Here is a 24,478-nt window from a genome sequence, read left to right on the forward strand (position 1 = left end):
ATTTATTCAATGAAAAGTTGTTTCAAAAATGTTACGGATGGAAGTGAATGTGTTGTCAGGATTTATTAAAAAGTTTTTAGCCGCTTTAGTCGCTGTAGTCACATTTGGTGTCATTACACCATCGCATGAGATCTGGAATTCCGTATTTGAAATCGAAGAAAACCAATTTACTGAAACCCATGCAGAGGAACGTGTACTGGATATTGGGCGACTCATTGATGAGGCGCGTGAACAGAGTGATGTGAAATTTGGTTCAAAAATTCAACCACGCATTCAGCAACGCTACGAAGGGGAAATCTTCCCATTTTATAAGCAAAAGATAGAAGAATATGCCACGGCATCTTCTGCAATTTCGCATAAGCCTTCCGGTGATTACGGCGAAAAAATTTTCCACTTGTATGATCAGGACACAAATGCTGATATTTTACGTGCGCATGTACGTGTTGAAAAACGACCATTGGAAGGCTATTACTTTACATTCCATTACCATACACATGATGATCAATTTGCAAAACATCAAGATATCGGAGAAATTTATTGGTCGAAGAATACGCCACCAAAATGGTTATCTTAGAGGAGTGTCATAATGAAACAATATCATGAATTATGTGAATACATATTGAAAAACGGTGAACGACGAGAAGACCGAACAGGAGTCGGCACTATCGGAATTTTTGGATATCAGATGCGCTTTAATTTAGCGGAGGGGTTTCCGTTACTGACTACAAAGCATACTTCATTTAAATTAATTGTCTCAGAGCTTTTATGGTTCTTACATGGAGATACGAATATTCAAACACTCGTGCGTCAAAACAATAATATTTGGAATGAGTGGGCATTTGAACAATGGATTTCAAGTGAAGAGTATAATGGACCAAATATGACGGACTTTGGTTTACGTGCCTCAAAAGATCCTGATTTCAAAATTCTGTACGACCGAGAAATGAAAGCTTTCATCGAACGCATCAAAACGGATGACGACTTTGCGAAGAAGTATGGTGAATTGGGGCCGGTATATGGGAGACAATGGCGCTCGTGGGAAACTAAAGATGGTGGTAGTGTAGACCAGATTCAAACTGTCATTGAATCCATTAAAAACTCACCGCATTCACGCCGACACATCGTCACTGCATGGAATCCTGCAGAAGTAGATGAGATGGCATTACCACCTTGTCATTCATTCATGCAATTTTATGTGCAAGGTAATAAACTGAGTTGTCAATTGTACCAGCGCAGTGCGGATGTTTTCTTAGGCGTTCCATTCAACATAGCATCGTATGCATTACTTGTTCATTTGATTGCAAAGGAGACTGGTCTTGAAGCTGGCGATTTCGTGCACACGTTTGGTGATGCACATCTTTATAGCAATCATCTAGACCAAGTCAATGAGTTGTTGGCACGAGAGCCAAAACCACTTCCAACGATCACACTACGCGATATCTCAATTTTTGATATGAAAACAGACGATATTCAACTGATTGGATACGAATCACACCCTCGTATTCACGCGGAAATTGCTGTATAGGGGGAATTTGATGATTACATTTATAGTGGCACATGACGAGAAACATGTAATTGGCCATAACAATGAGATGCCTTGGCATATTCCAGAAGACTTGAAGTACTTCAAAGAAAATACACTCGGTCGTCCTGTCATAATGGGACGCAATACATTCGAATCAATTGGACGTCCACTTCCAGGGCGGGATAACATCGTCATGACACGAAATAAAGAGTTTTCTGCGGAGGGTGTTAAGATTGTCCATACATTTGAAGAAGCCTTGTTGTATGGACAATCGCTTCATGAGGAAGTAGTAGTTATAGGTGGAGCGAAGGTGTTTACAGAGTACCTCGACTACGCAGATCGCTTACTTATCACTGAAATTCATAAGCAGTACGAAGGAGATGCTTTTTTTCCGGAATACAATGACTTCATCCTCGAATGGGAGTCCCCAAAACACACTTCTAAATCTGGCGTAGATTTCACATACAAACGCTACAGTAGAAAGGCCCGTGAATAAGTTGTTAAGAAGCATCGTAACGTATAGTTATATTATCGGGTATATCCCAACCCAATTGAACACGCTAAAAAAATTGAGGAAACGTAAAGCGGAATTAACGACTGCAGAGTACGATCAAGCAGTCTTTGAAACGCCTCAGCGATGGTCTCAAAACATTCTTAAAAAGGCGGGTGCAACAGCTCACCTTACTGGGACAGAAAATTTACAAGAGGGACCTGTCCTTTTTGTTGCAAACCATGAGGGGAATTTCGATATTCCGGTATTGATTGCCACTGTACCAAAACCATTTGGGTTTCTTTCTAAAGTAGAAGTGAAAAAAATACCTTTTATTGCAGATTGGATGGATGAACTCAATTGTGTTTTTATCGATCGCTCGAATCGACGCAGTGCACTCAACTCCATTTCAGACAGTGTTGAAAGTCTAAAAGCGGGTCACTCTTTATTGTTGTTCCCAGAAGGCGCACGTTCGAAAGGGAATGAGATGAAAGAGTTTAAAACAGGATTTGTTCGAATCGCAGCTAAGGCTCAACTGCCGATCATTCCAATTGCAATCGTTGGTACGTCTCGATTGATGGAGCAAAATGAAAATAAAATAACTCCAGCAGAGGTGTTTGTGAAAATTTTACCTGCTGTTTATCAACAACAAGACGAGTCGACGGACACATTTAAAGAGCGGGTCGAACGTCTAATACAGGATGCACGCTCAGACTTACAGGGGGAATCAAGATGACGACAATTAAAATTGTAACGGATTCAACAGCTGAACTGACGCAAGATGTTTTCGAACAATTAGGAATAACTGTCGTGCCATTGACCATTCATGTGGATGGCCAGGATTATTTAGACGGTGTAACACTGTCTGCTGAAGAATTCATTAGTAAAATGAAACAATCGAAAGAGTTACCAAAATCTTCTCAACCTTCTGCAGGTACCTTCACTGAAATTTATGATGAACTTGGAAAAGACGGGTCTGAAATTCTGTCAATCCATATGACAGGTGGGATGAGCGGGACAGTTAAATCTGCTGAATCTGCTGCTAGCATTACATCTTCGAATGTCACTGTAGTTGACTCACGATTCATCTCACACGCACTTGCATTTCAAGTGAAAGAAGCAGCTCGTCTGGCTCAACAAGGCAAATCAATGGGTGAGATTTTACGTCATCTCGACCGTGTTCGTGAAAATACACGCCTGTTCGTAGTAGTCGATACACTTGATAACCTTGTGAAAGGTGGGCGGATTGGAAAAGGACGAGCAATGCTTGGCTCTTTACTCTCAATTAAACCAATCGCTTCACTAGCAGGAGGAGAGTACACACCAGTAGCTAAAGCGAGAAGTTACAAACAAGTCATTACGTACTTAATGAATGAATTTACTAAAGATTCAGCTGCCAAACGTGTAAAAGCTGTTGGGATTGCACAAGCTGATGGGTATCAAATGGCTACTCCACTAAAAGAAGCAATTGAAGCGACAGGATTTAAAGACGTGAAACTGTCCTTTACGACGCCTGTAATTTCTACCCATACAGGTCCTGGTGCAATTGGATTTATGTATTTGTTGGAAGGGTAAGCAGTTGAAAAAATTAGCATTTGTTACATTGGTAGTTGTTGTTATCGTAATAAGTGGATGTAGCAGTTTTGTAATCAAGCCTGTTTTTCAGGTAAAAGACCGTGAGGAACCTGTTCGCTATCAGGTTCCTTATAATGTCTTTCCTGATAATTTGTTATTTCTTGGACTTGGCGATTCGTTAACAGTTGGAATCGGTGATGAGTTAAAAAAAGATGGGTACGTTGGACGTATTCGAGATGAATTCTTGACAAGTGAGCAAATCGACCGAGTTGAATTAATCAATACAGCGAAACGTGGACGACGAAGTGATCAGTTGTTAACCCTTCTATCAAGCGGGAGTCTTGATAAAGAAATACAAGAAGCAAGTCATATTTTCTTATCTGTTGGTGGAAATGATGTCATGAAAGTAATTAAACGTGACTTGTTTTCACTTCAGTTAGAGGCATTCGAAGAAGAACGAGAACTATATGAGACACGGTATTATCATATCCTGGATTATATACGAGCGATCAACCCACAGGCCCCTATTGTTGCACTTGGCTTGTATAATCCGTTCTCATTAATTACAGTAGAGTCACAGGAAGTAGAATCTATAGTCGTGGATTGGAATACGGCGATGGAAGCTACTTTGGGCGACTTCCAATCAACCTGTTTTGTACCCGTTCAAGACCTTTTTTATACCAACGCAAACTTGGTGTATCACACAGATTTCTTCCATCCGAATGGACAAGGCTATGATTTAATTGCCAATCGGATGCTCCGTACGATGGAAAGCTGTGGTTTCATAGAGCAATCAGATGGGGAACTGTATGTAAATGGGGGCTGATAACTATGAATAAATGGAAAATCGCATTTCTTGGACTTGTACTTTTATTAGTACTTGCAATCGTGTATGTAGGGAGCTTACTAACTGGAACGTCTGAAAGCTATACACTTACTGACAGACCGGATCCTGCAGAGGGCGGTCAATTGTTTGTCGAGACATCCAAACAAGACTTTGAGAAGCTTGCGAACAAATATATTCTAGAAGCAGTTCGTGACCAGCCAATCCCATTACAATTGGTTGTGGAGGATAAAATTGCTTTGACTTCTGAACTCACCGTTTTTAGTTTAACGATTCCAGTTCAGATGTATTTTGATCCGGTTGTACTTGAGGATGGCAATATTCAACTTGTGCAAAATCAAGTAGATATAGGTCAACTATCGATTCCTCCTGAAGAGATCTTAAAATTATTGCGCAGTTCAATTGATTTACCAAACTGGATGATCGTAAGTCCAGCAGATGAGTCAGTCTTTATAGATTTAGGTGGATTACCGATTGATGGGGACTTAGATATTCGGGCTCAAGAAATTGACTTGGAGAATGATGAAATTATACTCTCCGTGACTGTTCCAACAGATCAATGACAGGGAGGTTTTAAAGATGGAAAAAGCAACTTTCGCAGGTGGCTGTTTTTGGTGTATGGTCAAACCTTTTGATTCGTATGATGGAATTGAAAAAGTAGTGTCTGGATACACGGGTGGCCATGTTGAGAATCCTACGTATGAACAAGTTTGTTCCGAGACAACAGGTCATTATGAGGCGGTACAGATCACCTTTGATCCAACGAAATTCAGTTATGAACAACTTGTCGAAATCTATTTTCAAAATGTTGACCCATTTGATGCTGGAGGCCAATTTTTTGATAGAGGAAAATCCTATCAAACGGCGATTTTTTATCATGATGCGGACCAAAAAGAAGTAGCTGAAAAAGTTATGAAACGACTTGAATCCGATGTCTTCACAAAAAAAGTAGCTGTTGAGCTACTCCCAGCTAAACCTTTTTACGAAGCAGAAGAGTACCACCAAGATTACTACAAAAAAAATAGTGGCCATTACGAGCGCTACTTTATTGGCTCCGGACGTAAAAACTTTGTTGAACAGTTAAGGAGGAATTATTTTGAAGGATAATCTACGTGAAAAATTAACGCCTATGCAGTACCATGTCACGCAAGAAAATGGAACAGAGCCACCGTATCAAGGTGAATACGATCAACACTTCCATGAAGGAATTTATGTGGACATCGTTTCTGGAAAACCATTATTTCACTCGAATGATAAATACGATGCAGGGTGTGGGTGGCCAAGTTTTACAAAACCAATCGATGCGCCTGAAATTGTAGAAGAATTTGATGACAGTTTTGGTATGCGTCGTGTAGAAGTGCGCAGTAAGACGGCGGACTCGCATTTAGGACACGTATTCCCAGACGGACCAAAAGAGTCTACTGGCTTACGTTATTGCATCAATTCAGCAGCTCTTCGTTTCGTTCCAAAGGAAGATTTAGAAAAAGAAGGATATGGCGAATATTTGTCTACCTTCAAGTAAAGAGGTGGACTTATGAGAGATACATTCTATCAATTTGTGTTGAGACATAGAGGCGGTTCAGCATCAAATCCAAAACATCGATTTGCTGAGCGTGTGTTTGAACTTCATGACTTCCCTAAAAATACAAACGACTTTTATGAACTGTCTACTTATATTGAGATGCAAGCAGATGATGCGATTCCTGCTTCTATTTTTGATGAGTTATGGGAAGAATATAAAACGAAGTAATAACATGAATTGCATTCAGTCGCTAAACTATGTATCATAAATTTATACGTTAAAGAAATGAGGTTACATGATGAGTGTTCATATCAGTGCTAAAAAAGGTGAAATTGCAGATACAATTTTACTTCCAGGAGATCCATTACGTGCAAAATACATTGCAGAGACATTTTTAGAAGATGTCGTTCAATATAATGAAGTTCGTAACATGTTTGGATACACAGGAACTTATAAAGGGAAACGCATTTCTGTACAAGGAACTGGGATGGGTGTTCCATCGATTGCAATTTACGTTACAGAATTAATGCAAGAGTATGATGTGCAAAAATTAATTCGTGTAGGTACATGTGGAGCCATCCAAAAAGATGTAAAAGTACGTGACGTAATCATTGGTCAAAGTGCTTCAACTGATTCTTCATTAAACAAAGTTCTTTTAAACGACCTTGCTTATTCACCAACTGCAGATTTTGATCTTCTGTACAAAGCATATGAAGCGGGTAAGGCAGCTGGACTTAACCTACGTGTAGGAAACATTTTCACGGCTGACCTATTCTACAATGATGAAGCAGACTATAAAAAATGGGCTGACTATGGCATCTTAGCAGTTGAAATGGAATCTGCAGCTCTTTATACACTTGCAGCTAAATTCAACCGTCAAGCGTTGTCAATCTTAACTGTAAGTGACCACATCTTAACAGGTGAGGCAACATCTTCAGAAGAACGCCAAACTACATTTAACGACATGATTGTTGTCGCATTAGAAGCAGCTATTCAAGAATAAAATGTTCTAGGGCGCTATGCCCTGGCACCATTTTTAGACTGTCGACATGGACGACAGTCTTTATTAATGAGGTGAGAAAATGGACCAACAGCCTGAAACGAAGCCTGAACAACCACCAGTTCGCCGAGCTTTTCGGATCAACCCATTTATATTCGTCATCGTATTGTTCCTAACAGCTATTGCTTCTGCAGGAGTGACTATGCTCGCCCTAACAACGGGTGATGAAAAGGTGGCAGAAGTCATTCAGCCAACAGAACGACAAGAGTTTTCACGACTCTATGATGTGTATGATCAACTACGCGAACAGTATTATACAGATTTTGATCAAGAGGAACTTGTAAATGGTGCCATCAATGGTATGGTTGATGCACTTGGGGATCCATACTCCGATTATTTGAATCAAGAAGAGGCTGCACAATTTGATGAAAGTATCTCTTCAAGCTTCCAAGGAATTGGTGCTGAGATTCAAGAGCAAAACGGTGTTATCACAGTTGTTTCACCAATTAAAAACTCTCCAGCTGAGCGTGCAGGAATTATGCCGAATGATAAAATTCTTTCAGTCGATGGAGAAGACATTCGCGGATTTAGTGCTTCAGAAGCTGTTCTTCTCATTCGAGGAGAAAAAGGATCAGAGGTCACACTTACGATTCAACGTGGGGAAGCTGAACCAATTGAAGTAACAATCACTCGTGATGATATTCCGATAGAAACGGTTTATACGGAGATGTTGGACGGCAACGTCGCTCATATTTCAATTTCTAGTTTCTCTCATGACACATATCAGGAATTACTAGATGCACTCGATGAGATGGAAGCACAAGGAATGGAAAAATTACTTCTTGATGTCCGTCAAAATCCAGGTGGCTTATTGAACGTTGCTGTTGATATTGCTTCTTTATTTGTAGAAGAAGGTCAACCGGTATTGCAAATTGAGCAACAAGGTGAAGCTACGATTCTACCTGCAGTAGAAGCAGAACGTGTAACAGTGCCAACTGCTGTCATTATCGACGGAGGTAGTGCTTCAGCATCTGAGATTATTGCAGCTGCACTTAGCGAATCTGCTGATATTCCAGTTGTAGGTCTTCCTTCTTTCGGTAAAGGTACTGTGCAGAGTGTTGAAGATTTAGCGGATGGTTCGAATATTAAGTTAACAACTGCAAAATGGTTAACTCCAGAAGGTAATTGGATTCACGAGGAAGGTGTTCAACCCGATGAAGTGGTGGAATATCCTGACTATGCATCTCTTGCGCCATTAGATCCTGCAGTTGAATTGTCTCTTGACCTTCAGTCAGAACAAGTCGGTGTTTTGAAACAATTTATGACAGCACTTGGCTATTCGGTAGATGAAGAAGAAATGCGTTTTGATGAGCAACTCGAAACGGCTGTCGAAGAATTCCAACAAGAGAACGAATTGGAAGTGACGGGTGTAGTATCTGGTGATACCACACTTGCAATTATGGATGCTGTTCGTGAAAAACTTCGTACAGAAGATCCACAACTTTTACGAGCTATTGAAGTGCTTGATCAAGCAGCAGAATAAAACAGAAAGGACTGACTACGTGTAGTCAGTCCCTTTTTTTACAGGAGGGTTTTTAATGAAAGATGTCTATCTATTAAGTGGCTTTTTAGGGAGTGGTAAAACTACACTCCTCGTGAAGTGGCTGACACATCTTAAGCAACTTGGCTTGAAGCCTGCAGTCATTATGAATGAACTAGGAGCACTTGGATTTGATAGTGACGCAGTTGAGGAGGACGTGCCGCTTCGTGAATTATTAGAAGGATGTATTTGTTGTTCACCAGCAGAAAAAACAGAGGCACAAATACAACAAATTTTACATCAAGAAGAATTTGATGTTCTGCTAATTGAAACGACAGGTGCAGCACATCCAGTTGCCTCCTTAGATGTGATTTTATCTCCTTTATTTGCTGACCACTTTGACTTTAAAGGAATTGTGACAGTGGTGGATGCGGTTCGATTTTTAGAACGTGATAAATTGCCAATACAAACAAAGGCCTTATTCTTTGAGCAAATCAAACATGGTCACTTGCTTGTATTAAATAAAGTAGATGTAGTAGATTCAGAAGAACTGGAGGAGGTTCAATTTTCACTCAGTCAATTAAACGCAAAAGCAAAGATTGTTCCGACTACATACAGTACAGTTGATTTTTCACAACTCCAGCATTTAGCACCTTCCTTATCCGCACATGAGCCGATGCGTGTCGGAATGGAGTTAACCTTAGGGACGCGACTAGAAGTACTTTCTTCTTCGTTTCCGCAGTATGCAGTGGAAGAGTGGATTCAATCTCTACCAGAAACGGTTTACCGAGTGAAGGGGTATATTCAATTGCCTTCAACTTCTAAGCCTCATTTATTTCAATATGCATATGGAATGACACAGTGGATGCAAGAAGATGTGAATGTGAAAACACAACTTGTCGTTATCGGCGAAAATTTAACCGCCTGTCCAACGTTAGAAACCTATCAAGTACTTTCTACATTGAAGAAAATTTATCCCGAACGTGAACGCTTAACCAGCCTTTCAACAGCAAGTGACATCGATCAAGTGATTGATGATGAGTTGTTGGATGTCCAAACACACCCACGCACACGCCAAACATTGGAACAAAAAAATGAACAACTGCGTCAAAAAGTAACATTGCTGGATTGCTCAAAATGGGAAGAAGAGTACTTTTTACGTAAAGTCACTGAAAGGTTTAACGAACTGTCAACACGTTTTGCGCAGTAACAATTGTTTTCTTTTCCAGTATGAATTTAGTAATTGAACCAACCTTTGAGGTGAAAATAAATGACTCGGGCATTATGGATTAAAAAAGCACAGCCAATTAGGCTTGTGCTTTTTTACGTGCATACGTTTTTTGAACAATAAGCAATCGTATAGACAGAGCAATCGCTCCAGCTGTCAATCCTGCAATTAATCCGACCCAATATCCATACTGTACGAGTGAAGTGGTAGTTGCTAAGTAGTACCCAAGTGGTAAGCCGATGACCCAGTACGAGATAATCGCCATAATGAATGTGATTTTAACGTCTTTGTATCCACGGAGTGCTCCTTGCACAGGTGCTTGGATAGCATCTGATAATTGAAATAAAGCTGCAAATAGTAAAAATTGAACAGCATACCCTACTACGACAGCATCATCTGTATAGAACGTCGAAATTTGCTCGCGGAAAAAGAACAAAATAGATGCTGAAACAAAACTTACAGCTATGGCTAAAAGGACGGATAGCCATGCATAATGAGAGGCTTCAGTAAACTTCTTCGCGCCAACAGATTGACCTACAACAATGGTAGCTCCCATGGCAATAGATAGTGGAATCATATAAAGCAGTGAAGTAAAGTTTAATGCAATCTGGTGGGCAGACAATATTTCAGTTGTATAATTTGTCATCATTAATGTAATTGCTGAGAAAATTGTTGTTTCAGCAAAGATGGATAGACCAATCGGTACGCCCATTGCGATAATAGTCCAGATCCGCTTCATTTGAATTCCCGAGAACCCACTGAAAATCTGATACTCTTTGATTGAGGGAAGTGTAGCGATCAATCCGATTGTTATAAACAAGACAACCCAATAAGTGAGTGCTGAGGCCAGTGCAGCCCCTTGACCACCTAACTCCGGGGCACCGAACTTCCCGAAGATAAAGAGATAATTCAGAAATACATTAATTGGGGCAGATAACAAAGTGATGAACATCGTAATTCGTGTAAGACCAAGAGCATCGATGAACCCACGCAATACACTATAGATAAATAAAGGGATCAATCCAATTGAAATTGCTTTTACGTAAGCAATGGCAATTTCTCGTTCGATTGCAGAAACGTCCATCATGGATACAATAGGCTCTACTGCTAGAAAAATAAGTGCATAGACGAGTAATGACATTGCAATCGCCACAAGTATGCCCTGTTGTACAGAAGGTTTTACTTGTTGTTTGTTATTTCCACCTATGTAATGCGCTACAATAGGCGTTATACTGATAAGGATACCTGTTAAGCCTGTATAAACAGGTACCCATAGAGAAGAGCCGATTGACACACCAGCTAGATGTCCGATATCATATTTACTCGTCATTAAAATATCGAAAAAAGTCATCAAGTAAAGAAAAACTTGAGTGATGAGAATTGGCATGACGATGATGGATAAGGTTTTTAAATAAGTCGGTAAGTTTTTTACCACAATGTGCACGTCCTTTTAGATGAACTTGGAGGTCTATACAAGATGAAAACAGTATTTTTAACAGGCGGAGGAACCGCTGGCCATGTTTCTTTAAACTTAGCCATTATACCAGAACTAGAGAAAAGGGGCTATGCTATTCATTACATCGGCCAAGCGGGTGGAATTGAAGAAGAATTGCTCCAGGAGTATTATCCGCATATCCCGTTCCATGCAATATCGACGGGCAAGCTGCGACGGTACCTCTCCATCGAAAATATGAAGGATCCATTTAAAGTAGTGGCAGGTATCGCACAATCTGTCCGGTTAATTCAACGTCATAAACCACATGCAATTTTTTCAAAAGGTGGATTTGTGTCAGTGCCACTTGCGCTCGCAGCCAAATTGACAAATAAGCCACTATTCATCCATGAGTCCGATATGTCCCCAGGCCTCGCCAATAAGATTGCCTCTCGGTTTGCAAAAAAGGTGTTCACCGTATTTGAAACGACGGCAAAACACTTTCCTGGCAAAGGAGAACCTGTTGGTGCGTTGATTCGACCAGAGCTGTTTCAAGGATCTAAAGAAAACGCGTTAAAAGCTTTGAACTTTACAGCTAATCTGCCAGTGATTCTGATTATGGGAGGCAGTCAAGGATCAGCAAAAATCAACCAACTTATTCGAGAAACACGCTCAGAACTAGTGAAGTCTTTTCAAATCATTCATCTTGCGGGTAAAGGCCATGTTCTCCATGATGAATGGACAGACCCAAATTATCGCATCTTTGAATTTGTTACCGATGAATTGGCTGATTTCATAGCAGCAAGTGATTTTATCATCTCACGTGCTGGTTCAAATGCGATTTTTGAATTTTTAGCACTTCAAAAACCGATGTACTTGATTCCACTTTCTAAGAAAGCGAGTCGTGGAGACCAAGTCGAGAACGCGCATGACTTTGAACGAAAAGGGTACGCAGTCGTTACAGAAGAAGATCTGCTGACAACAAAAGAGTTTACACAGGCTCTCACTAAGCTCGTGAACGAACAAGATTTTATCAAATCAAAACAAGCGGTAGCGAAACAACCTCCAAATCCACGTGATTTTGTCGATTTGCTAGAGAGAGAGTGGAACTAAACAAAAAAGCATTTTCTCGAGTCTGAGAAAATGCTTTTCTTTATAAGAATTACATAGCTTGTTCTTCTTGGTTCTGTTGCTGTAACATGGCAAACAAGAACATGTCTTTTGAGATACAAAATAAATCATATACTTCTTGATCACGATTGATTTCATTGTATAAAGCAGGATATAAATCATTCGCAAGAACCGAATAAGGTAGTTTACTAGCCGCACGTAAACTTTTTTCGTTTACTTTGCGAATGCGCATGAAGACTTTTTCAATTGAAAGTTCAAAAAACAATTCGCTTAAAAATTGTTCCTTCGCTTTTGAGTTGTACCCAAGACCTTGGAATGGTGTGCCAATCCACGTACCGAGAAACCCTGCATTTTGCTGAACGTCAAATAGATTGATCGTTCCTATCGGTTGCCCGAAATCACTTAAAATTGTACGGGAAATCACAGTTCCATTTTGTTCTTCTTCCATAAGTGCTTTTGTGCTAAACAGATACTCTTCAGCAGAAGCTGCTTTCTGGCGTACAAATTTCATCACTGACGGGTCAGACATTAACTCATAAAGAGCATGGCAATCTTGCAAATCACGTCGTTTTAGCAATTCGATCTTCCTCCTAAACCGGTCTACCGGTCCCTGAAATTTTTCATTTAGTGCTGCATAAAAAATTTCGGGGTAGGAATCGAACCTACTAGAACCAATTGCTGGTGGCGCACCATTTGCCTTCCCTCATCAAACTATAGAATTTTTATGTTGCTAGAAAAATATACTCTATTTTTTTCCGTTTGAAAAGTGAAAAATACGTGAACGAAAAAACTTGAATCTTAGTACCTAAATCCGTACGATTAAGGAAGCTAAAAAAAGTCCTGTGAAGGTTGAGGTGACAACGTTTGATGAAGATATTAGTTGTAGAGGATGAAGACAACATTGCACGTTTTTTAGTGCTTGAATTGCAGCATGAAGGCTTTGAAGTCGTCGTGACTGCTGATGGAAGAGAAGCCGCACAATTGGTTTCACAAAATAATTTTGATTTGTTGCTTGTAGACATCATGATTCCAGGAATAAATGGTCTAGAATTGACGAGGCGCGTTCGTAAAACGTCCCGAGTGCCAATCTTGTTAGTGACAGCACGTGATGCCGTGATGGACAAGGTGTCAGGTCTTGAAGCAGGAGCAGATGATTATATTGTCAAACCGTTTGCGATAGAGGAATTGCTTGCAAGAATTCGGGCTATTTTACGTCGAACGGAGCGGATAGTTGATGAACGTAGCCAATCTCTTGTGATTCAGGAAGCATCTCGCAAAGTGTTTGCTGAAGGCTTAGAATTCGAGCTCACTAAAACAGAGTTCGATCTATTAAACTATTTGACGAAACATCCGGGTATCGTTTTAACTCGATCACAATTGATTGAAAACGTCTGGGGTTTCGATTCAGAAGCAGAAACCAACGTCGTCGATGTGTATATTCGACACCTTCGAAAAAAACTACCAAGGCAAGTAGCTGACTCAATAGAGACTGTCCGTGGGGTGGGATACCGATATGAACCGGCTACAAAGTAAAAGCCTTCGCTATCGCTGGTCACTATGGACATCTTCAGTAATGGTTCTCACGTATATTTTGCTTTCCGTTGTATTATTCACCGCGCTAAGCCAGTGGGTGCTTGCAAATGAAAGAACTTCAGCAGAAAATACATTTTCTGAACTAGAGAATTATATGCTTTCCCGTGGTCCTGAGCTGTCTGTTCAGGACTTTGAACGAAATACGGGATTACTCAATCAATTTTTATCCCGCAATCAAAGTGCGAAACTTTTAAATGCAGACGGTGTGGAACTTGTCGTAATCAATCCGACAATCCCGTATCCTCGTTTTACAGGAACGCTAAATGAATTTGAACGCTCTACTGTAGCAGATGAAGATGTTCTATACAAAGTTACACCGTTTGAAATCGGAAGCGGTTCATTATATGTTGCCATGTCTCATTCTTTAGAGAATTACAGCAGTATGATGTCTTATTTACTTTTGGCACTTCTTCTTTTTGGCGTGTTGTTTGTCATATTATCTGGTCTCACTGGTTACTTTCTTTCATCTGTTCTCACCAAACCACTTGAGGAACTAAAACTAGCCATGCAACAAAACATGCTCGGAAATAAACAAAAAGTTAAGTTCTCTTATGTGGGAGACGACGAGATCGGTCAACTCACATCTGAATATTTAGAGATGGTAAAACGAATGGATGAGGTTTATGCGATGCAAGAACGTTTTATAGGGAATGTGTCTCATGAATTGAGGAGTCCTATTCAAGCGATTGAAGGAAATGCATCGATGCTAGCACGGTGGGGGAAAGAAGATCCAAAGCTAGTTGAAGAGACAGTAGACGTGATCCAATCTGAAACCTTGAAAATGAAGCGGATGATGGAGACATTGCTTGCACTCGCAAAAGAGCAAGAATTAGAACAACAAGAGCTTTCTATAGATCAAGTGGTTAGAGAAGTAGTGAAAGAACTTCAACAATCGAATCCTGATGTTCAATTTGAAGTCAGCGTTGAACCAATTATCATTACAAGTTCTGAGATTCTTATACGACAAGCCTTGTTAAATGTTATTGTAAATGGTATTCGATATAATGAAAAATCACCATTCATACAGATCACTGGTACATCCCAAAATGAAACATACGAAATCAAAATCAAAGACAATGGTATTGGAATAAGTAAAGAACAAGTAGAACGAATAACAGAACCTTTCTATACAGTTGATCCGGCAAGATCGAAAAAACTAGGGGGTACCGGCTTGGGCCTCACCCTTGTAAAGCAGATTGTCGAAAGGTCAGGGGGAGGTTTAGTTATAAAAAGTGAGCATGGAGTCGGAAGTGAATTCACACTTCAGTTACCAATAAATAGGGAATGAATAATCATTCACTTTGACACTCGTTTCGTACGAGTGTTTTTTCGTGATTAATTTCACAAAAAGGATTGTTTTTTTTCATGAGAGTAGTAAGATTGAAATGGAAAAATCGTTCATACCCCTTCGCTTTCATAAAGGGGGCATCAATGATACTATGAATATATATACTATTGATAGGAACTACAGTTGGAGGTTTTCTCATGTCGAAAACAACTACACCCTGGTCGGCTTTTTCTGGGCCAAACTTAGGGTATGTGATGGAGCAATATGATTTATTTTTAGAATCACCTGAAAATGTAGACAAAGAACTCGTTGCACTATTTGAACAGTATGGTGCGCCTGTGGATGCTACTGCAAGTGTTAAACCATCCGTTCAAGTGGATGATTCATTAATGGATGTTGTTTTGAAAGCGATTCAACTTGCGGATGCGATTCGTACGCATGGTCACGAGGCAGCAGACATTTATCCATTAAATGACCGCGAAAAGAAAACAGAACGTATTTCATTAGAGTTTTACGGACTTACGAAACAGGACCTCGAAAAGGTACCTGTGTCTTTGCTTGTCCAAAATGCGCCTGCTTCTGTTCAGAATGGTGCACAAGCAATTGATCACTTAAAATCTGTTTACACAAACAAAGTTGCGTTCGAATTTGCGCACGTCATTACACGTGAAGAGCGTGAATGGCTTCAAGCACAGATCGAGTCAACTCCAGCGAAGAAACTATCTGCAGATGAGAAAAAAGAAGTGTTGTCTCGTTTGACGCATATTGAAGGATTCGAGAAGTTTGTTCACCGTACGTTTGTTGGAGCAAAGCGCTTCTCAATCGAAGGGTTAGATACACTTGTCGTTTTATTCGATGAGCTTGTCAAACAATCGAACAATCAAAATGTTGAACAAATCAACATTGGGATGGCACACCGTGGCCGTCTAAATGTATTGACACATATTTTAAACAAGCCGTATGAAATGATGTTTGCAGATTTTGCCCATGTGCCAAACAAAGCTTTCATTCCAAAAGACGGTTCACTAGAGTATTCAACTGGTTGGTATGGAGATGTGAAGTACCACAACGGTGCAACATACAATTCTCCTTCAGGTTTAAAAGTTAAGCTAGCATACAATCCATCTCACCTTGAAGTTGTGAGCCCTGTTGTAACAGGTCAAGTACGTGCTGCGCAAGAAACAACTGATGAGGCGGGTCTTCCAAAACAAGATCCCGCAAAAGCTTTTGCAGTGCTTGTACACGGAGATGCAGCTTTCCCAGGACAAGGGGTTGTAACGGAAGTACTAAACTACAGCCGTGTACCAGGCTACCAAACAGGTGGTTCTATCCATATTATTGCCAACAATATGATTGGTTTTACAACAGAACACTTTGATTCACGTTCAACGCTTTACTCGAGTGATCCTGCAAAAGGCTATGAAGTACCCGTTATCCATGTGAATGCGGATCAGCCGGAGGAAGTGCTCCGTATTGCAAATCTAGCCTTTAGTTACCGTCAAAAATTCCATAAAGATATCGTAATTGATTTAATCGGTTACCGTCGCTATGGACACAATGAGATGGATGAGCCAATGGTGACAAACCCTGAGATGTACAAACTCGTTCATAAACACCCAACTGTACGTGAACTTTATGGAAAAGCATTGGAAAGCGAGTCTGTAGTGTCTGAGCAAGACGTAAAGAGTCTTGACGAAGAAACGTTTGCAAAGATGCAAGCAGCCTACGATCGCGTAAAAGAATTACCTGAATCCAAAGCGCATGATATCGTAATTCCAGATGCTGTTTTAAATGGCATGCCAGAACATGAGTCAGGTGTAGAAGAAAGCCGTCTTCGCCAAATCAATGACGATTTACTCTCTTGGCCAGAAGAGTTTACACCGTTTAAGAAACTTGCACGTATCTTGAAACGCCGTGAAGAACCATTTGCAGGTAAAGGGAAAATCGACTGGGGCCATGCAGAGACATTGGCATTTGCTTCAATTATTCAAGATGGTCAATCCATCCGATTAACAGGTCAAGATGCGCAACGAGGAACGTTCTCACACCGCCACCTTGTTCTACACGATGAGACAAATGGCAATGAATTGATGCCAATCCATCATATCCAAGATGCAAAAGCTTCATTTGTCGTGCATAACAGCCCACTGACAGAAGCAGCAATCTTAGGATATGAGTTCGGCTATAATTTAGAAGATCCAAATGCGTTGACCATTTGGGAAGCCCAATATGGTGACTTCGCCAACATGGCGCAAGTAATGTTTGACAACTTTATCAGTGCTGCTCGCTCGAAGTGGGGATTAAAGTCTGGTCTCGTCATGCTTCTTCCGCATGCTGCTGAAGGACAAGGTCCGGAACATTCAAGTGCTCGAGTTGAGCGTTATCTGCAATTAGCAGCAGAGAACAACTGGACAGTTGCGAACCTTTCTAGTGCGGCAAACTACTTCCATATTTTACGTCGTCAAGCGGCGATGCTTCACGATGAGGCAATTCGCCCTCTTATTATCGTGTCACCAAAATCTTTACTTCGTCATCCAAAAGTTGGAGCGAATGTTGAAGAACTGACGACTGGTAAATTTGAGACAATCATTGAAGAACCGAATTTAGGGAAAAACCAAGACAGCGTTACAAAAATCGTTTTTGCAAGTGGTAAACTTGCCATCGATTTAGCAGATAAAATTGATTCGGGTGAAGGGTATGACCACTTACACATCGTTCGTGTAGAACAATTGTATCCATTCCCGGAACAAAAAATTGCTGACATCCTTGCACGCTTCCCGAATGTGAAGAAGCTTGTCTGGGCACAAGAAGAGCCACAAAACATGGGCTCATGGCATTTTGCCCTTCCTTACTTACTCGAACTTGGCAAAGGCTTAGATATTGCATATACAGGCCGTACTCACCGCTCAAGTCCAGCTGAAGGAGACGGAGAAGCCTACAAGATTGAACAAGCACGAATCGTAGAAGAAGCAGTTTCGAACAACTAAAACGTCCAAGGAGGAAACAATCGTGGCAGATATTATCGTTCCAGAATTAGCAGAATCCATTACAGAAGGTACAATCGCACAGTGGCTGAAACAACCAGGCGATACAGTAGAAAAAGGGGAATTTATCGTTGAACTTGAGACAGATAAAGTAAACGTTGAAGTCATCTCTGAAGAAGCTGGCGTTGTTCAAGAATTATTAGCAGCAGAAGGTGATACTGTACAAGTTGGCCAAGTCATCGCGCGTGTAGGAGCTGGCGAAAGCTCTGGTTCTGCTCCAAAAGAAGAGACAAAAGAAACACCAAAACAAGAAGAAGCACCAGCAAAAGCTGAAGAGCCTGCGAAAGAAGCTGTGAAAGAAGAAGTGAAGCACGAAGAATCTTCTGACCGCACAATCGCATCACCAGCAGCGCGCAAGCTTGCACGTGAAAAAGGAATCAATTTAAGCGACATTTCACCAGTAGATCCAATGGGGCGCGTACGTGTACAAGACGTTGCAGCACACGGCTCTAAGCCAGCAGCTGCTCCATCTACACCGGCAGCAAAACCACAAGCTACTGAAAAAGAAGACGATGGTCGTACAACGCGTGAAAAAATGACGCGTCGTCGTCAAACTATCGCTAGCCGTTTACTTGAAGTGAAACAAAATACAGCGATGCTTACAACATTCAATGAGATCGACATGACGAATGTAATGGCGCTTCGTTCACGCAAGAAAGATCAATTCTTCGAGCAAAACGATGTTCGCCTTGGTTTCATGTCATTCTTCACAAAAGCGGTTGTCGCTGCACTGAAGAAATATCCATATGTAAACTCTCAAATTGATGGCGATTATATTGTGAAAAACAACTTCTTTGATATCGGTATTGCCGTTTCAACTGAAGGGGGACTAGTTGTACCAATCGTACGTGACGCAGACCGTAAAAACTTTGCTGAAATTGAAGCAAACATCGGGGAACTTGCTGCAAAAGCACGCGACAACAAACTGACGCTTGCAGATATGTCAGGCGGTTCGTTCACAATCACTAACGGTGGTGTATTTGGTTCATTGATGTCTACACCAATTCTAAATGGTACACAAGTAGGTATCTTAGGCATGCACACAATTCAAAAACGTCCAATCGCTGTTGGCGATAACGTTGAAATCCGTCCGATGATGTACATTGCATTATCTTACGATCACCGCGTAATTGACGGAAAAGATTCAGTTGGATTCTTAAAAACGGTTAAAGAGCTTCTTGAAAACCCAGAAGATTTACTTCTTAACTCATAATACAAATAGGTCCTGCTTTTGCAGGATCTTTTTTTCACTAGGAGGATACGCATGATTCATACAAATTGGACTGAAAAACCAACCCTTCGTACAGTTACATGCAAGCACACAGATGCTGCGAAATTTTTAGTAAGCAATGTGCTGACGGCTGGAAAAACTTATGAAGTAAAAAATGAAACAGAAGAATTCGTTTTTGTCGTAGACAATACAGGCAAAATTGGTGGCTATTATAAAGACTATTTCGAGTGACCGGTGGGCTTCCATCGGTTTTTTCTATAGGAGGACACTACAATGATTCGTTTAGAGAAGCAACAACTGCGTAACAAGCGTACTCACGGAGACGACACCTCATTGATTCGTACAGGAGGCTATAAGAGCCCAGAACCCCATCTACTAGAAGACATTCAAACAGCAGTTGCTTTAGGGAAACCTGTATTACTCAAGGGACCCGCTGGTGCGGGTAAGACGAAGCTTGCAGAAAGTATCAGTGCTTACTTCAATCAACCTATGCAAAGTATCAATACTTCTGTCGACTTAGATGCAGAAGCCTTGCTCGGCTTTAAAACTCTTGTTCAGCGGGATGGACAAACGGCAATTGAATTTGTAGAGGGGCCAGTTGTTCAAGCAATGAAAAAAGGGCACTTACTTTATATTGATGAAATCAACATGGCAAAAGCCGAAACTCTACCGATTTTGCACGGAATACTCGATTACCGAAAAATGTTGACGAACCCGTTTACAGGTGAAGTAATTCAAGCACATCCAGATTTTGGCGTGATTGCCGCAATCAACGAAGGGTATATGGGAACAGCACCTTTAAACGAAGCGCTTAAAGACCGATTCGTATCGTTCCAAATTCCATACATCCAAGGAGAAGCTTTAAAAGAATTGGTTTCTGAGACGTTCTCAGACTACCCAAAAAGTCAGCTTGAAACAGTTCTATCCATCACCTCCGAATTGCGAACACTTGCAGAGCAAGGACGTGTCGCAGATGAATCTGCATCCATTCGTTCCTTGTTCGATGTGATGGAACTGTCTTTACACATTCCACTTCGACGCGCGTATCGCTACGGGCTCCTTGAAAAGCTTGGTGATGTACAGGAAAAGCAATTAGTATCAGAAATCATCGAATCGTGGATGACCGAGTAATGGAACGCTTTATCAAATTTAACAATGAAGTAGTTGAGGCCGGTGAACTTCTTCACTTTGAAAGGCTCGCACGTGCTTGGATGAATGCGGACAATTTCACGTTGAGTGAACGTCAATTGATCGAGATGAATCCTCTAGAACAAACCGTAGCAGTTAGCGTATTTTGGCGACATCGTCCTCAAGACATTCAGCATGCTGGTCGTATAACGGACGTTTTATTGTTAGCGCAAGGATTTTTTAGACGCTTTCATCTTCGAGAGTATGCGCGATTTAAAGAGGAGATAGTAGAATATCCATATCCAGATTTACTTGAACAATTGGTATTTCTGCTGGAAGAATATCGGTTTGGTGAACAAATTCAAAAATCACGTCCAGGCACCCGAAAATGGTTTCGAGCACGTGAAAAAGCGACAATCCCCTATTATTGGCAACAATACAACTCACTAAAAAAACGTGGTCTTCTTTCAGATGCATTACTTTTTTATATTGCGATCGCACTCTATGAAGGAACTTTACAACTTGAAGCTGATGAGGAATTCGAAGATGTGTTGCCTTTACTTCGTATGCAGAACCTTTCACAATCGACGTCCGACTCAATAGATGTAGCCTATGGTATCTTTTACAGAATACAAAACAAGCTAAAAGATGATCCCCAACTCACACACTTCCAACATCTAGTACTGCCGGGCTCTGTATTTGAAAACTTTACGTATCACCGGGGAATGAAAAAGGATGGAAAAGGTTCAGACCAAACCAAAGATTCGGTTGAAGAGATGATGCAAATGTGGCACCAAGAATCGGAGCAAGAAGAAGGGATGCATCTGCGCTTTGAAATTGAGCATGGACGTGACAGTGAACTAGTAGATCCAGAGGGTGCTGTGGAAGAGGGCAGAGAAGATCATGACCCGACAACGATTGCTCTTGGTGAGTCCGGAAGCACGAACCGTGAGGAGTATGACAAAGCACTCTTCATTAAGGTACCAAAGATTCATCAAGCGGTGACTGAAATCGAAAAGCCGGTCGAAATCAATTCTTCTGTCAATTTATCAACAATTGTAAGGGATCGAGCTGAACAAGCACCGTATGTAAAGCAACTCGTCACTTTGTTCCAAAAAGAAATGGCACGAAAAGAGACCGAGCATTTGACGGGTCTTTCGAAAGGGCGGTTGCAGAAGAACTTATTACCTCTTTGGTTAGAGGAACGGCCAAAACTTTTTTACCGTAAAGGACAGGAAAGCAAAGATTTGGATGCAGTGTTTTACTTATTGTTAGATGGTTCTGCATCGATGCAGGAAAAGATGGATCAGACGAAGGCCGCGGTACTCTATGTACATGATGTGTTGACGAAATTGGCTATTCCGCACAGAATCGTACAACATTACGAGGATGCGTATGATGCAACGGAAAATTATCAACCGAATTACTTTGAAGTCGTACATGAATATGATCGCCAAGAAGATGCTGCCCCCGCGATTTATTCACTTGAAGCGCATGAGGATAATCGGGATGGATACGCACTGCGTGTAGCGGAAAACTCATTACTTGAGCGCCATGAACGGCAGAAGTTTTTGTTGTATTTCTCAGATGGCGAACCTTCTGCGTTTGAGTATAGAGAGCAGGGGATTATTGATACTGCCGATGCGGTTCAAGCGATTACGAAAAAAGGAATCGCCTTCTTGCATCTCTTTTTATCAGATGCACCCGTGTCAGAAGAGCAACGTCAGTTATTTGAGACGATTTACGGCAATCGAACCGCTGCAACGGACTCGTTAGATCAGTTTACAGCAGAGGCTCATCGACTTTTAAAGCGAATGCTGCAACAGTTGTTGCAGGTTCAGAAGTAACACTGCTAGGAAATTTATAGCCAATTAAGTTCGATCTCGGTCTGAGCCCGGGTGTTTAGTTTCCATAAAACGACTTTGGGTCAATGGATCATGTTTTATGGCTAATAAATGTTCAATCTTGGCCATTGAATCGTCAATTATGGCCAATAAATGTTCAATCTTGGCTAATGAACGCTCGCTCAGTTTTAATGTAGCATCAAAAAGGGCTGATCATGGATCAGCCCTTTAGTATGTGTATCTAATAGTTCTGTCGATTCTCTGACTTCTCCTGAATCTGAAGAAGACGATTCTTCAACTCATCTTCCATACGCGCAATTTCGAGCTCCGCAGCTTTTCGTTTCATGCGGCCATCTGCTTGAATTTGTAGCGTTTCTTCGATTGTACTTAGAAGATTCTCTTGCGTTTTCTTCAGTGTATCGATTTCGACAATCCCACGCTCATTTTCTTTCGCAGTTTCAATCGAATTTACTTTCAACATCTCAGAATTCTTCAAAAGTAAATCATTCGTCGTCGCAGTTACTTGGCGTTGAGCCGACACCGCTTTTTGCTGACGATTCAACGTTAAGGCAATCGCAATTTGATTTTTCCAAAGTGGAATGGAGGTCATGATTGACGATTGAATTTTTTCAGCTAGTGTTTGATTCGTCTGTTGGATCATGCGAATTTGTGGTGCACTTTGAATCGTGATTTGGCGAGAAAGTTGCAAATCATAAATACGTTTTTCTAAACGGTCCACAAACTGCGTCATATCATGAACTTCTTGAAAAGCCATCTGGTCATTGGATTGTTCTGCTTTTTGACGAAGGGCAGGAATGACTTGCTGCACGATTTCATCACGCTTCAACTCTCCAGCGGCAATGTATATATTTAGTGCCTTGAAATAATTTTTGTTTTGGTCATACAGTTTATCTAGCATTCGGACATCTTCGACTAACCCACGCTTTGAGTGCTCGAGTTGAATTCCGATTCGGTCTACTTGCGTGCTCAATTTTTGATAGCGAGTCATCACTTCCTGCAAGGAGCGATTCATTTTCGAAAAGAACTTGCGAATGCCTTTCTTTTCTTTTTGATTCAATTCTTCCGGGTTGATTTCATTTAACTTCTTCATCAAATCCCCTAAAATATCACCAACCGGTCCAATGTCTTTCTTCTGGACGTGATCAAGCATCTGATGCGAGAACTTTGTTAATTCGTTTTGGGCAGTCGCCCCGTACGTCAGGATAGACTCATAATCACCGACTGGAATCTGTGTGGCGAGTTGTTTTGCCTTAGACTGTTCTTCTTCTGTTAACCGTTCCATTAGCTTTACTTGTTGCGTTTGCTGTTCTTGTGGCTTTGCTACGGGTTCCATCAGAAGTTCATCAAGTAGATAGTCTGTCTGATTTGTTTCGTTCGTCATGATTTATCGTCTCCTTTGGGCTCAGGTAGTCGGTTTGATAACTGCTTTGCATAGTCAAGTTCAAGTTGAAGTCTATTGATGTCTTGTTTGATGACATCGTTCACGTCTTGCTGCAATAAGCCATTGATCTCGTCCATCATGTCTCGTGCATCCATAAGTGCCACTTTTGTGGAAGCATCTTTACTTGGCTGTCGGACGAGAAGTGCATATTTTTTCGTGATTTCTAGTGCGCTGTCTATATGCGAGTAAAAGAAGTTTTCAACTAAATAAAAACGTCGTGGTTCTTCTTGAACAAGTTGGACTACACGCTTGGCAGCTCGATTCATCTCAATCAATTGCTTGATCGAACGAAACGAACGGACACGTGTATAGAATTGATTGAGCTCTCGAATTTTTGCTTGTGCATCTTCGACTTGTTTCGAAATATGTTGAAGCTCAGACCACGTCAAACCATGTTTCTTTACAACATGATAGCGTTGGATGCCTTTGATTGAATAATTCGAGGCAGCATAAGTCCCTGCGGCTATAGCAGCGCTCAACGTCAATCCTGCATCAAAAGGAATGAGTAACACGAGAAGGGAAGCACTACTGATCGGTACATTGAGCAAGTGCCGGTACGCTGTATATTTAGAATTCATACTACACCTCTTTTCACTACTAG

Annotated in this window: 25 protein-coding genes; 21 read left to right on the forward strand and 4 right to left on the reverse strand. The window is 41.0% G+C overall.

What is annotated here, in order from left to right:
• Nucleotides 1–28: 28 nt before the first annotated feature.
• The 13 genes from JOD03_RS02500 to JOD03_RS02560 all read left to right on the forward strand — a co-directional run bounded on the left by JOD03_RS02500 (nucleotide 29) and on the right by JOD03_RS02560 (nucleotide 9,706).
• The gene (locus JOD03_RS02500; protein ID WP_239584754.1) at nucleotides 29–574 is read left to right on the forward strand and encodes a YpjP family protein; all 546 of its coding nucleotides are present in this window, start codon (nucleotides 29–31) and stop codon (nucleotides 572–574) included.
• Nucleotides 575–586: 12 nt separating this feature from the next.
• Nucleotides 587–1,525 (forward strand): thymidylate synthase, encoded by a 939-nt coding sequence (locus JOD03_RS02505; protein ID WP_204589226.1) that lies wholly within the window; start codon nucleotides 587–589, stop codon nucleotides 1,523–1,525.
• A gap of 10 nt (nucleotides 1,526–1,535) precedes the next feature.
• Nucleotides 1,536–2,021: a dihydrofolate reductase gene (locus JOD03_RS02510; protein ID WP_204589227.1), complete on the forward strand. Its 486-nt coding sequence runs from the start codon at nucleotides 1,536–1,538 to the stop codon at nucleotides 2,019–2,021.
• Nucleotides 2,014–2,751, forward strand: coding sequence for a 1-acylglycerol-3-phosphate O-acyltransferase (locus JOD03_RS02515; RefSeq protein WP_204589228.1), 738 nt, complete (start codon nucleotides 2,014–2,016; stop codon nucleotides 2,749–2,751). Before JOD03_RS02510 ends, JOD03_RS02515 begins: the two co-directional genes overlap by 8 nt.
• Complete coding sequence (locus tag JOD03_RS02520; protein ID WP_204589229.1) at nucleotides 2,748–3,590, forward strand: DegV family protein; 843 nt, start codon at nucleotides 2,748–2,750, stop codon at nucleotides 3,588–3,590. Before JOD03_RS02515 ends, JOD03_RS02520 begins: the two co-directional genes overlap by 4 nt.
• 4 nt (nucleotides 3,591–3,594) lie before the next feature.
• On the forward strand, nucleotides 3,595–4,416 hold the full coding sequence (locus JOD03_RS02525) for a GDSL-type esterase/lipase family protein (protein ID WP_204589230.1): 822 nt from the start codon (nucleotides 3,595–3,597) through the stop codon (nucleotides 4,414–4,416).
• 5 nt (nucleotides 4,417–4,421) lie between these two features.
• Nucleotides 4,422–4,997 carry a YpmS family protein gene (locus JOD03_RS02530; RefSeq protein ID WP_204589231.1) on the forward strand — a complete coding sequence of 192 codons (576 nt, stop codon included), beginning with the start codon at nucleotides 4,422–4,424 and terminating at the stop codon, nucleotides 4,995–4,997.
• 16 nt (nucleotides 4,998–5,013) lie between these two features.
• Complete coding sequence (msrA, locus tag JOD03_RS02535) at nucleotides 5,014–5,541, forward strand: peptide-methionine (S)-S-oxide reductase MsrA (protein WP_204589232.1); 528 nt, start codon at nucleotides 5,014–5,016, stop codon at nucleotides 5,539–5,541.
• A gap of 22 nt (nucleotides 5,542–5,563) precedes the next feature.
• Nucleotides 5,564–5,956, forward strand: a complete 393-nt coding sequence (msrB, locus tag JOD03_RS02540; protein WP_239584804.1) for a peptide-methionine (R)-S-oxide reductase MsrB — start codon at nucleotides 5,564–5,566, stop codon at nucleotides 5,954–5,956.
• A 12-nt stretch (nucleotides 5,957–5,968) separates the two neighbouring features.
• Nucleotides 5,969–6,184 (forward strand): YozE family protein, encoded by a 216-nt coding sequence (locus JOD03_RS02545; protein ID WP_204589234.1) that lies wholly within the window; start codon nucleotides 5,969–5,971, stop codon nucleotides 6,182–6,184.
• A gap of 70 nt (nucleotides 6,185–6,254) precedes the next feature.
• Entirely contained in the window at nucleotides 6,255–6,959 is a 705-nt protein-coding gene (gene deoD, locus JOD03_RS02550) for a purine-nucleoside phosphorylase (protein WP_204589235.1), read from the forward strand.
• 79 nt (nucleotides 6,960–7,038) lie between these two features.
• The gene (locus JOD03_RS02555; RefSeq protein ID WP_204589236.1) at nucleotides 7,039–8,499 is read left to right on the forward strand and encodes a S41 family peptidase; all 1,461 of its coding nucleotides are present in this window, start codon (nucleotides 7,039–7,041) and stop codon (nucleotides 8,497–8,499) included.
• 55 nt (nucleotides 8,500–8,554) lie between these two features.
• On the forward strand, nucleotides 8,555–9,706 hold the full coding sequence (locus tag JOD03_RS02560; protein ID WP_204589237.1) for a GTP-binding protein: 1,152 nt from the start codon (nucleotides 8,555–8,557) through the stop codon (nucleotides 9,704–9,706).
• 97 nt (nucleotides 9,707–9,803) lie between these two features.
• Here JOD03_RS02560 and JOD03_RS02565 read toward each other — a convergent pair whose 3' ends face one another.
• Nucleotides 9,804–11,111, reverse strand: a complete 1,308-nt coding sequence (locus JOD03_RS02565; RefSeq protein ID WP_204589381.1) for an MATE family efflux transporter — start codon at nucleotides 11,109–11,111, stop codon at nucleotides 9,804–9,806.
• 90 nt (nucleotides 11,112–11,201) lie between these two features.
• Between JOD03_RS02565 and JOD03_RS02570 the strand changes: the two genes are divergently transcribed.
• Nucleotides 11,202–12,269: an undecaprenyldiphospho-muramoylpentapeptide beta-N-acetylglucosaminyltransferase gene (locus JOD03_RS02570; protein WP_204589238.1), complete on the forward strand. Its 1,068-nt coding sequence runs from the start codon at nucleotides 11,202–11,204 to the stop codon at nucleotides 12,267–12,269.
• A 49-nt stretch (nucleotides 12,270–12,318) separates the two neighbouring features.
• Here the strand turns inward: JOD03_RS02570 and JOD03_RS02575 are convergent, their stop codons facing one another.
• Nucleotides 12,319–12,864, reverse strand: a complete 546-nt coding sequence (locus JOD03_RS02575; protein ID WP_204589239.1) for a GNAT family N-acetyltransferase — start codon at nucleotides 12,862–12,864, stop codon at nucleotides 12,319–12,321.
• A gap of 290 nt (nucleotides 12,865–13,154) precedes the next feature.
• Between JOD03_RS02575 and JOD03_RS02580 the strand changes: the two genes are divergently transcribed.
• From JOD03_RS02580 to JOD03_RS02610, 7 genes are all read left to right on the forward strand, one after another.
• Nucleotides 13,155–13,820, forward strand: a complete 666-nt coding sequence (locus JOD03_RS02580) for a response regulator transcription factor (RefSeq protein ID WP_204589240.1) — start codon at nucleotides 13,155–13,157, stop codon at nucleotides 13,818–13,820.
• On the forward strand, nucleotides 13,801–15,168 hold the full coding sequence (locus JOD03_RS02585) for a HAMP domain-containing sensor histidine kinase (RefSeq protein ID WP_204589241.1): 1,368 nt from the start codon (nucleotides 13,801–13,803) through the stop codon (nucleotides 15,166–15,168). The genes JOD03_RS02580 and JOD03_RS02585 overlap by 20 nt, the downstream gene beginning before the upstream one ends.
• Before the next feature lie 197 nt (nucleotides 15,169–15,365).
• The gene (locus tag JOD03_RS02590; protein WP_204589242.1) at nucleotides 15,366–18,155 is read left to right on the forward strand and encodes a 2-oxoglutarate dehydrogenase E1 component; all 2,790 of its coding nucleotides are present in this window, start codon (nucleotides 15,366–15,368) and stop codon (nucleotides 18,153–18,155) included.
• A gap of 22 nt (nucleotides 18,156–18,177) precedes the next feature.
• A complete protein-coding gene (gene odhB, locus JOD03_RS02595; RefSeq protein WP_204589243.1) occupies nucleotides 18,178–19,425 on the forward strand; it encodes a 2-oxoglutarate dehydrogenase complex dihydrolipoyllysine-residue succinyltransferase in 1,248 nt (415 codons plus the stop codon).
• A 51-nt stretch (nucleotides 19,426–19,476) separates the two neighbouring features.
• Entirely contained in the window at nucleotides 19,477–19,674 is a 198-nt protein-coding gene (locus tag JOD03_RS02600) for a DUF6501 family protein (RefSeq protein ID WP_204589244.1), read from the forward strand.
• Between the two features lie 42 nt (nucleotides 19,675–19,716).
• Complete coding sequence (locus tag JOD03_RS02605) at nucleotides 19,717–20,574, forward strand: ATP-binding protein (RefSeq protein WP_204589245.1); 858 nt, start codon at nucleotides 19,717–19,719, stop codon at nucleotides 20,572–20,574.
• Nucleotides 20,574–22,418, forward strand: coding sequence for a vWA domain-containing protein (locus JOD03_RS02610; RefSeq protein ID WP_204589246.1), 1,845 nt, complete (start codon nucleotides 20,574–20,576; stop codon nucleotides 22,416–22,418). The genes JOD03_RS02605 and JOD03_RS02610 overlap by 1 nt, the downstream gene beginning before the upstream one ends.
• Before the next feature lie 238 nt (nucleotides 22,419–22,656).
• Here JOD03_RS02610 and JOD03_RS02615 read toward each other — a convergent pair whose 3' ends face one another.
• Both JOD03_RS02615 and JOD03_RS02620 read right to left on the reverse strand, forming a co-directional pair.
• Nucleotides 22,657–23,817 (reverse strand): toxic anion resistance protein, encoded by a 1,161-nt coding sequence (locus tag JOD03_RS02615; RefSeq protein ID WP_204589247.1) that lies wholly within the window; start codon nucleotides 23,815–23,817, stop codon nucleotides 22,657–22,659.
• The gene (locus JOD03_RS02620; protein ID WP_204589248.1) at nucleotides 23,814–24,455 is read right to left on the reverse strand and encodes a 5-bromo-4-chloroindolyl phosphate hydrolysis family protein; all 642 of its coding nucleotides are present in this window, start codon (nucleotides 24,453–24,455) and stop codon (nucleotides 23,814–23,816) included. Before JOD03_RS02620 ends, JOD03_RS02615 begins: the two co-directional genes overlap by 4 nt.
• Between the last annotated feature and the right edge of the window lie 23 nt (nucleotides 24,456–24,478).

Origin of the sequence: Chryseomicrobium aureum, from assembly GCF_016909155.1 — a bacterium.
Classification (GTDB): Bacteria; Bacillota; Bacilli; order Bacillales_A; family Planococcaceae; genus Chryseomicrobium; species Chryseomicrobium aureum.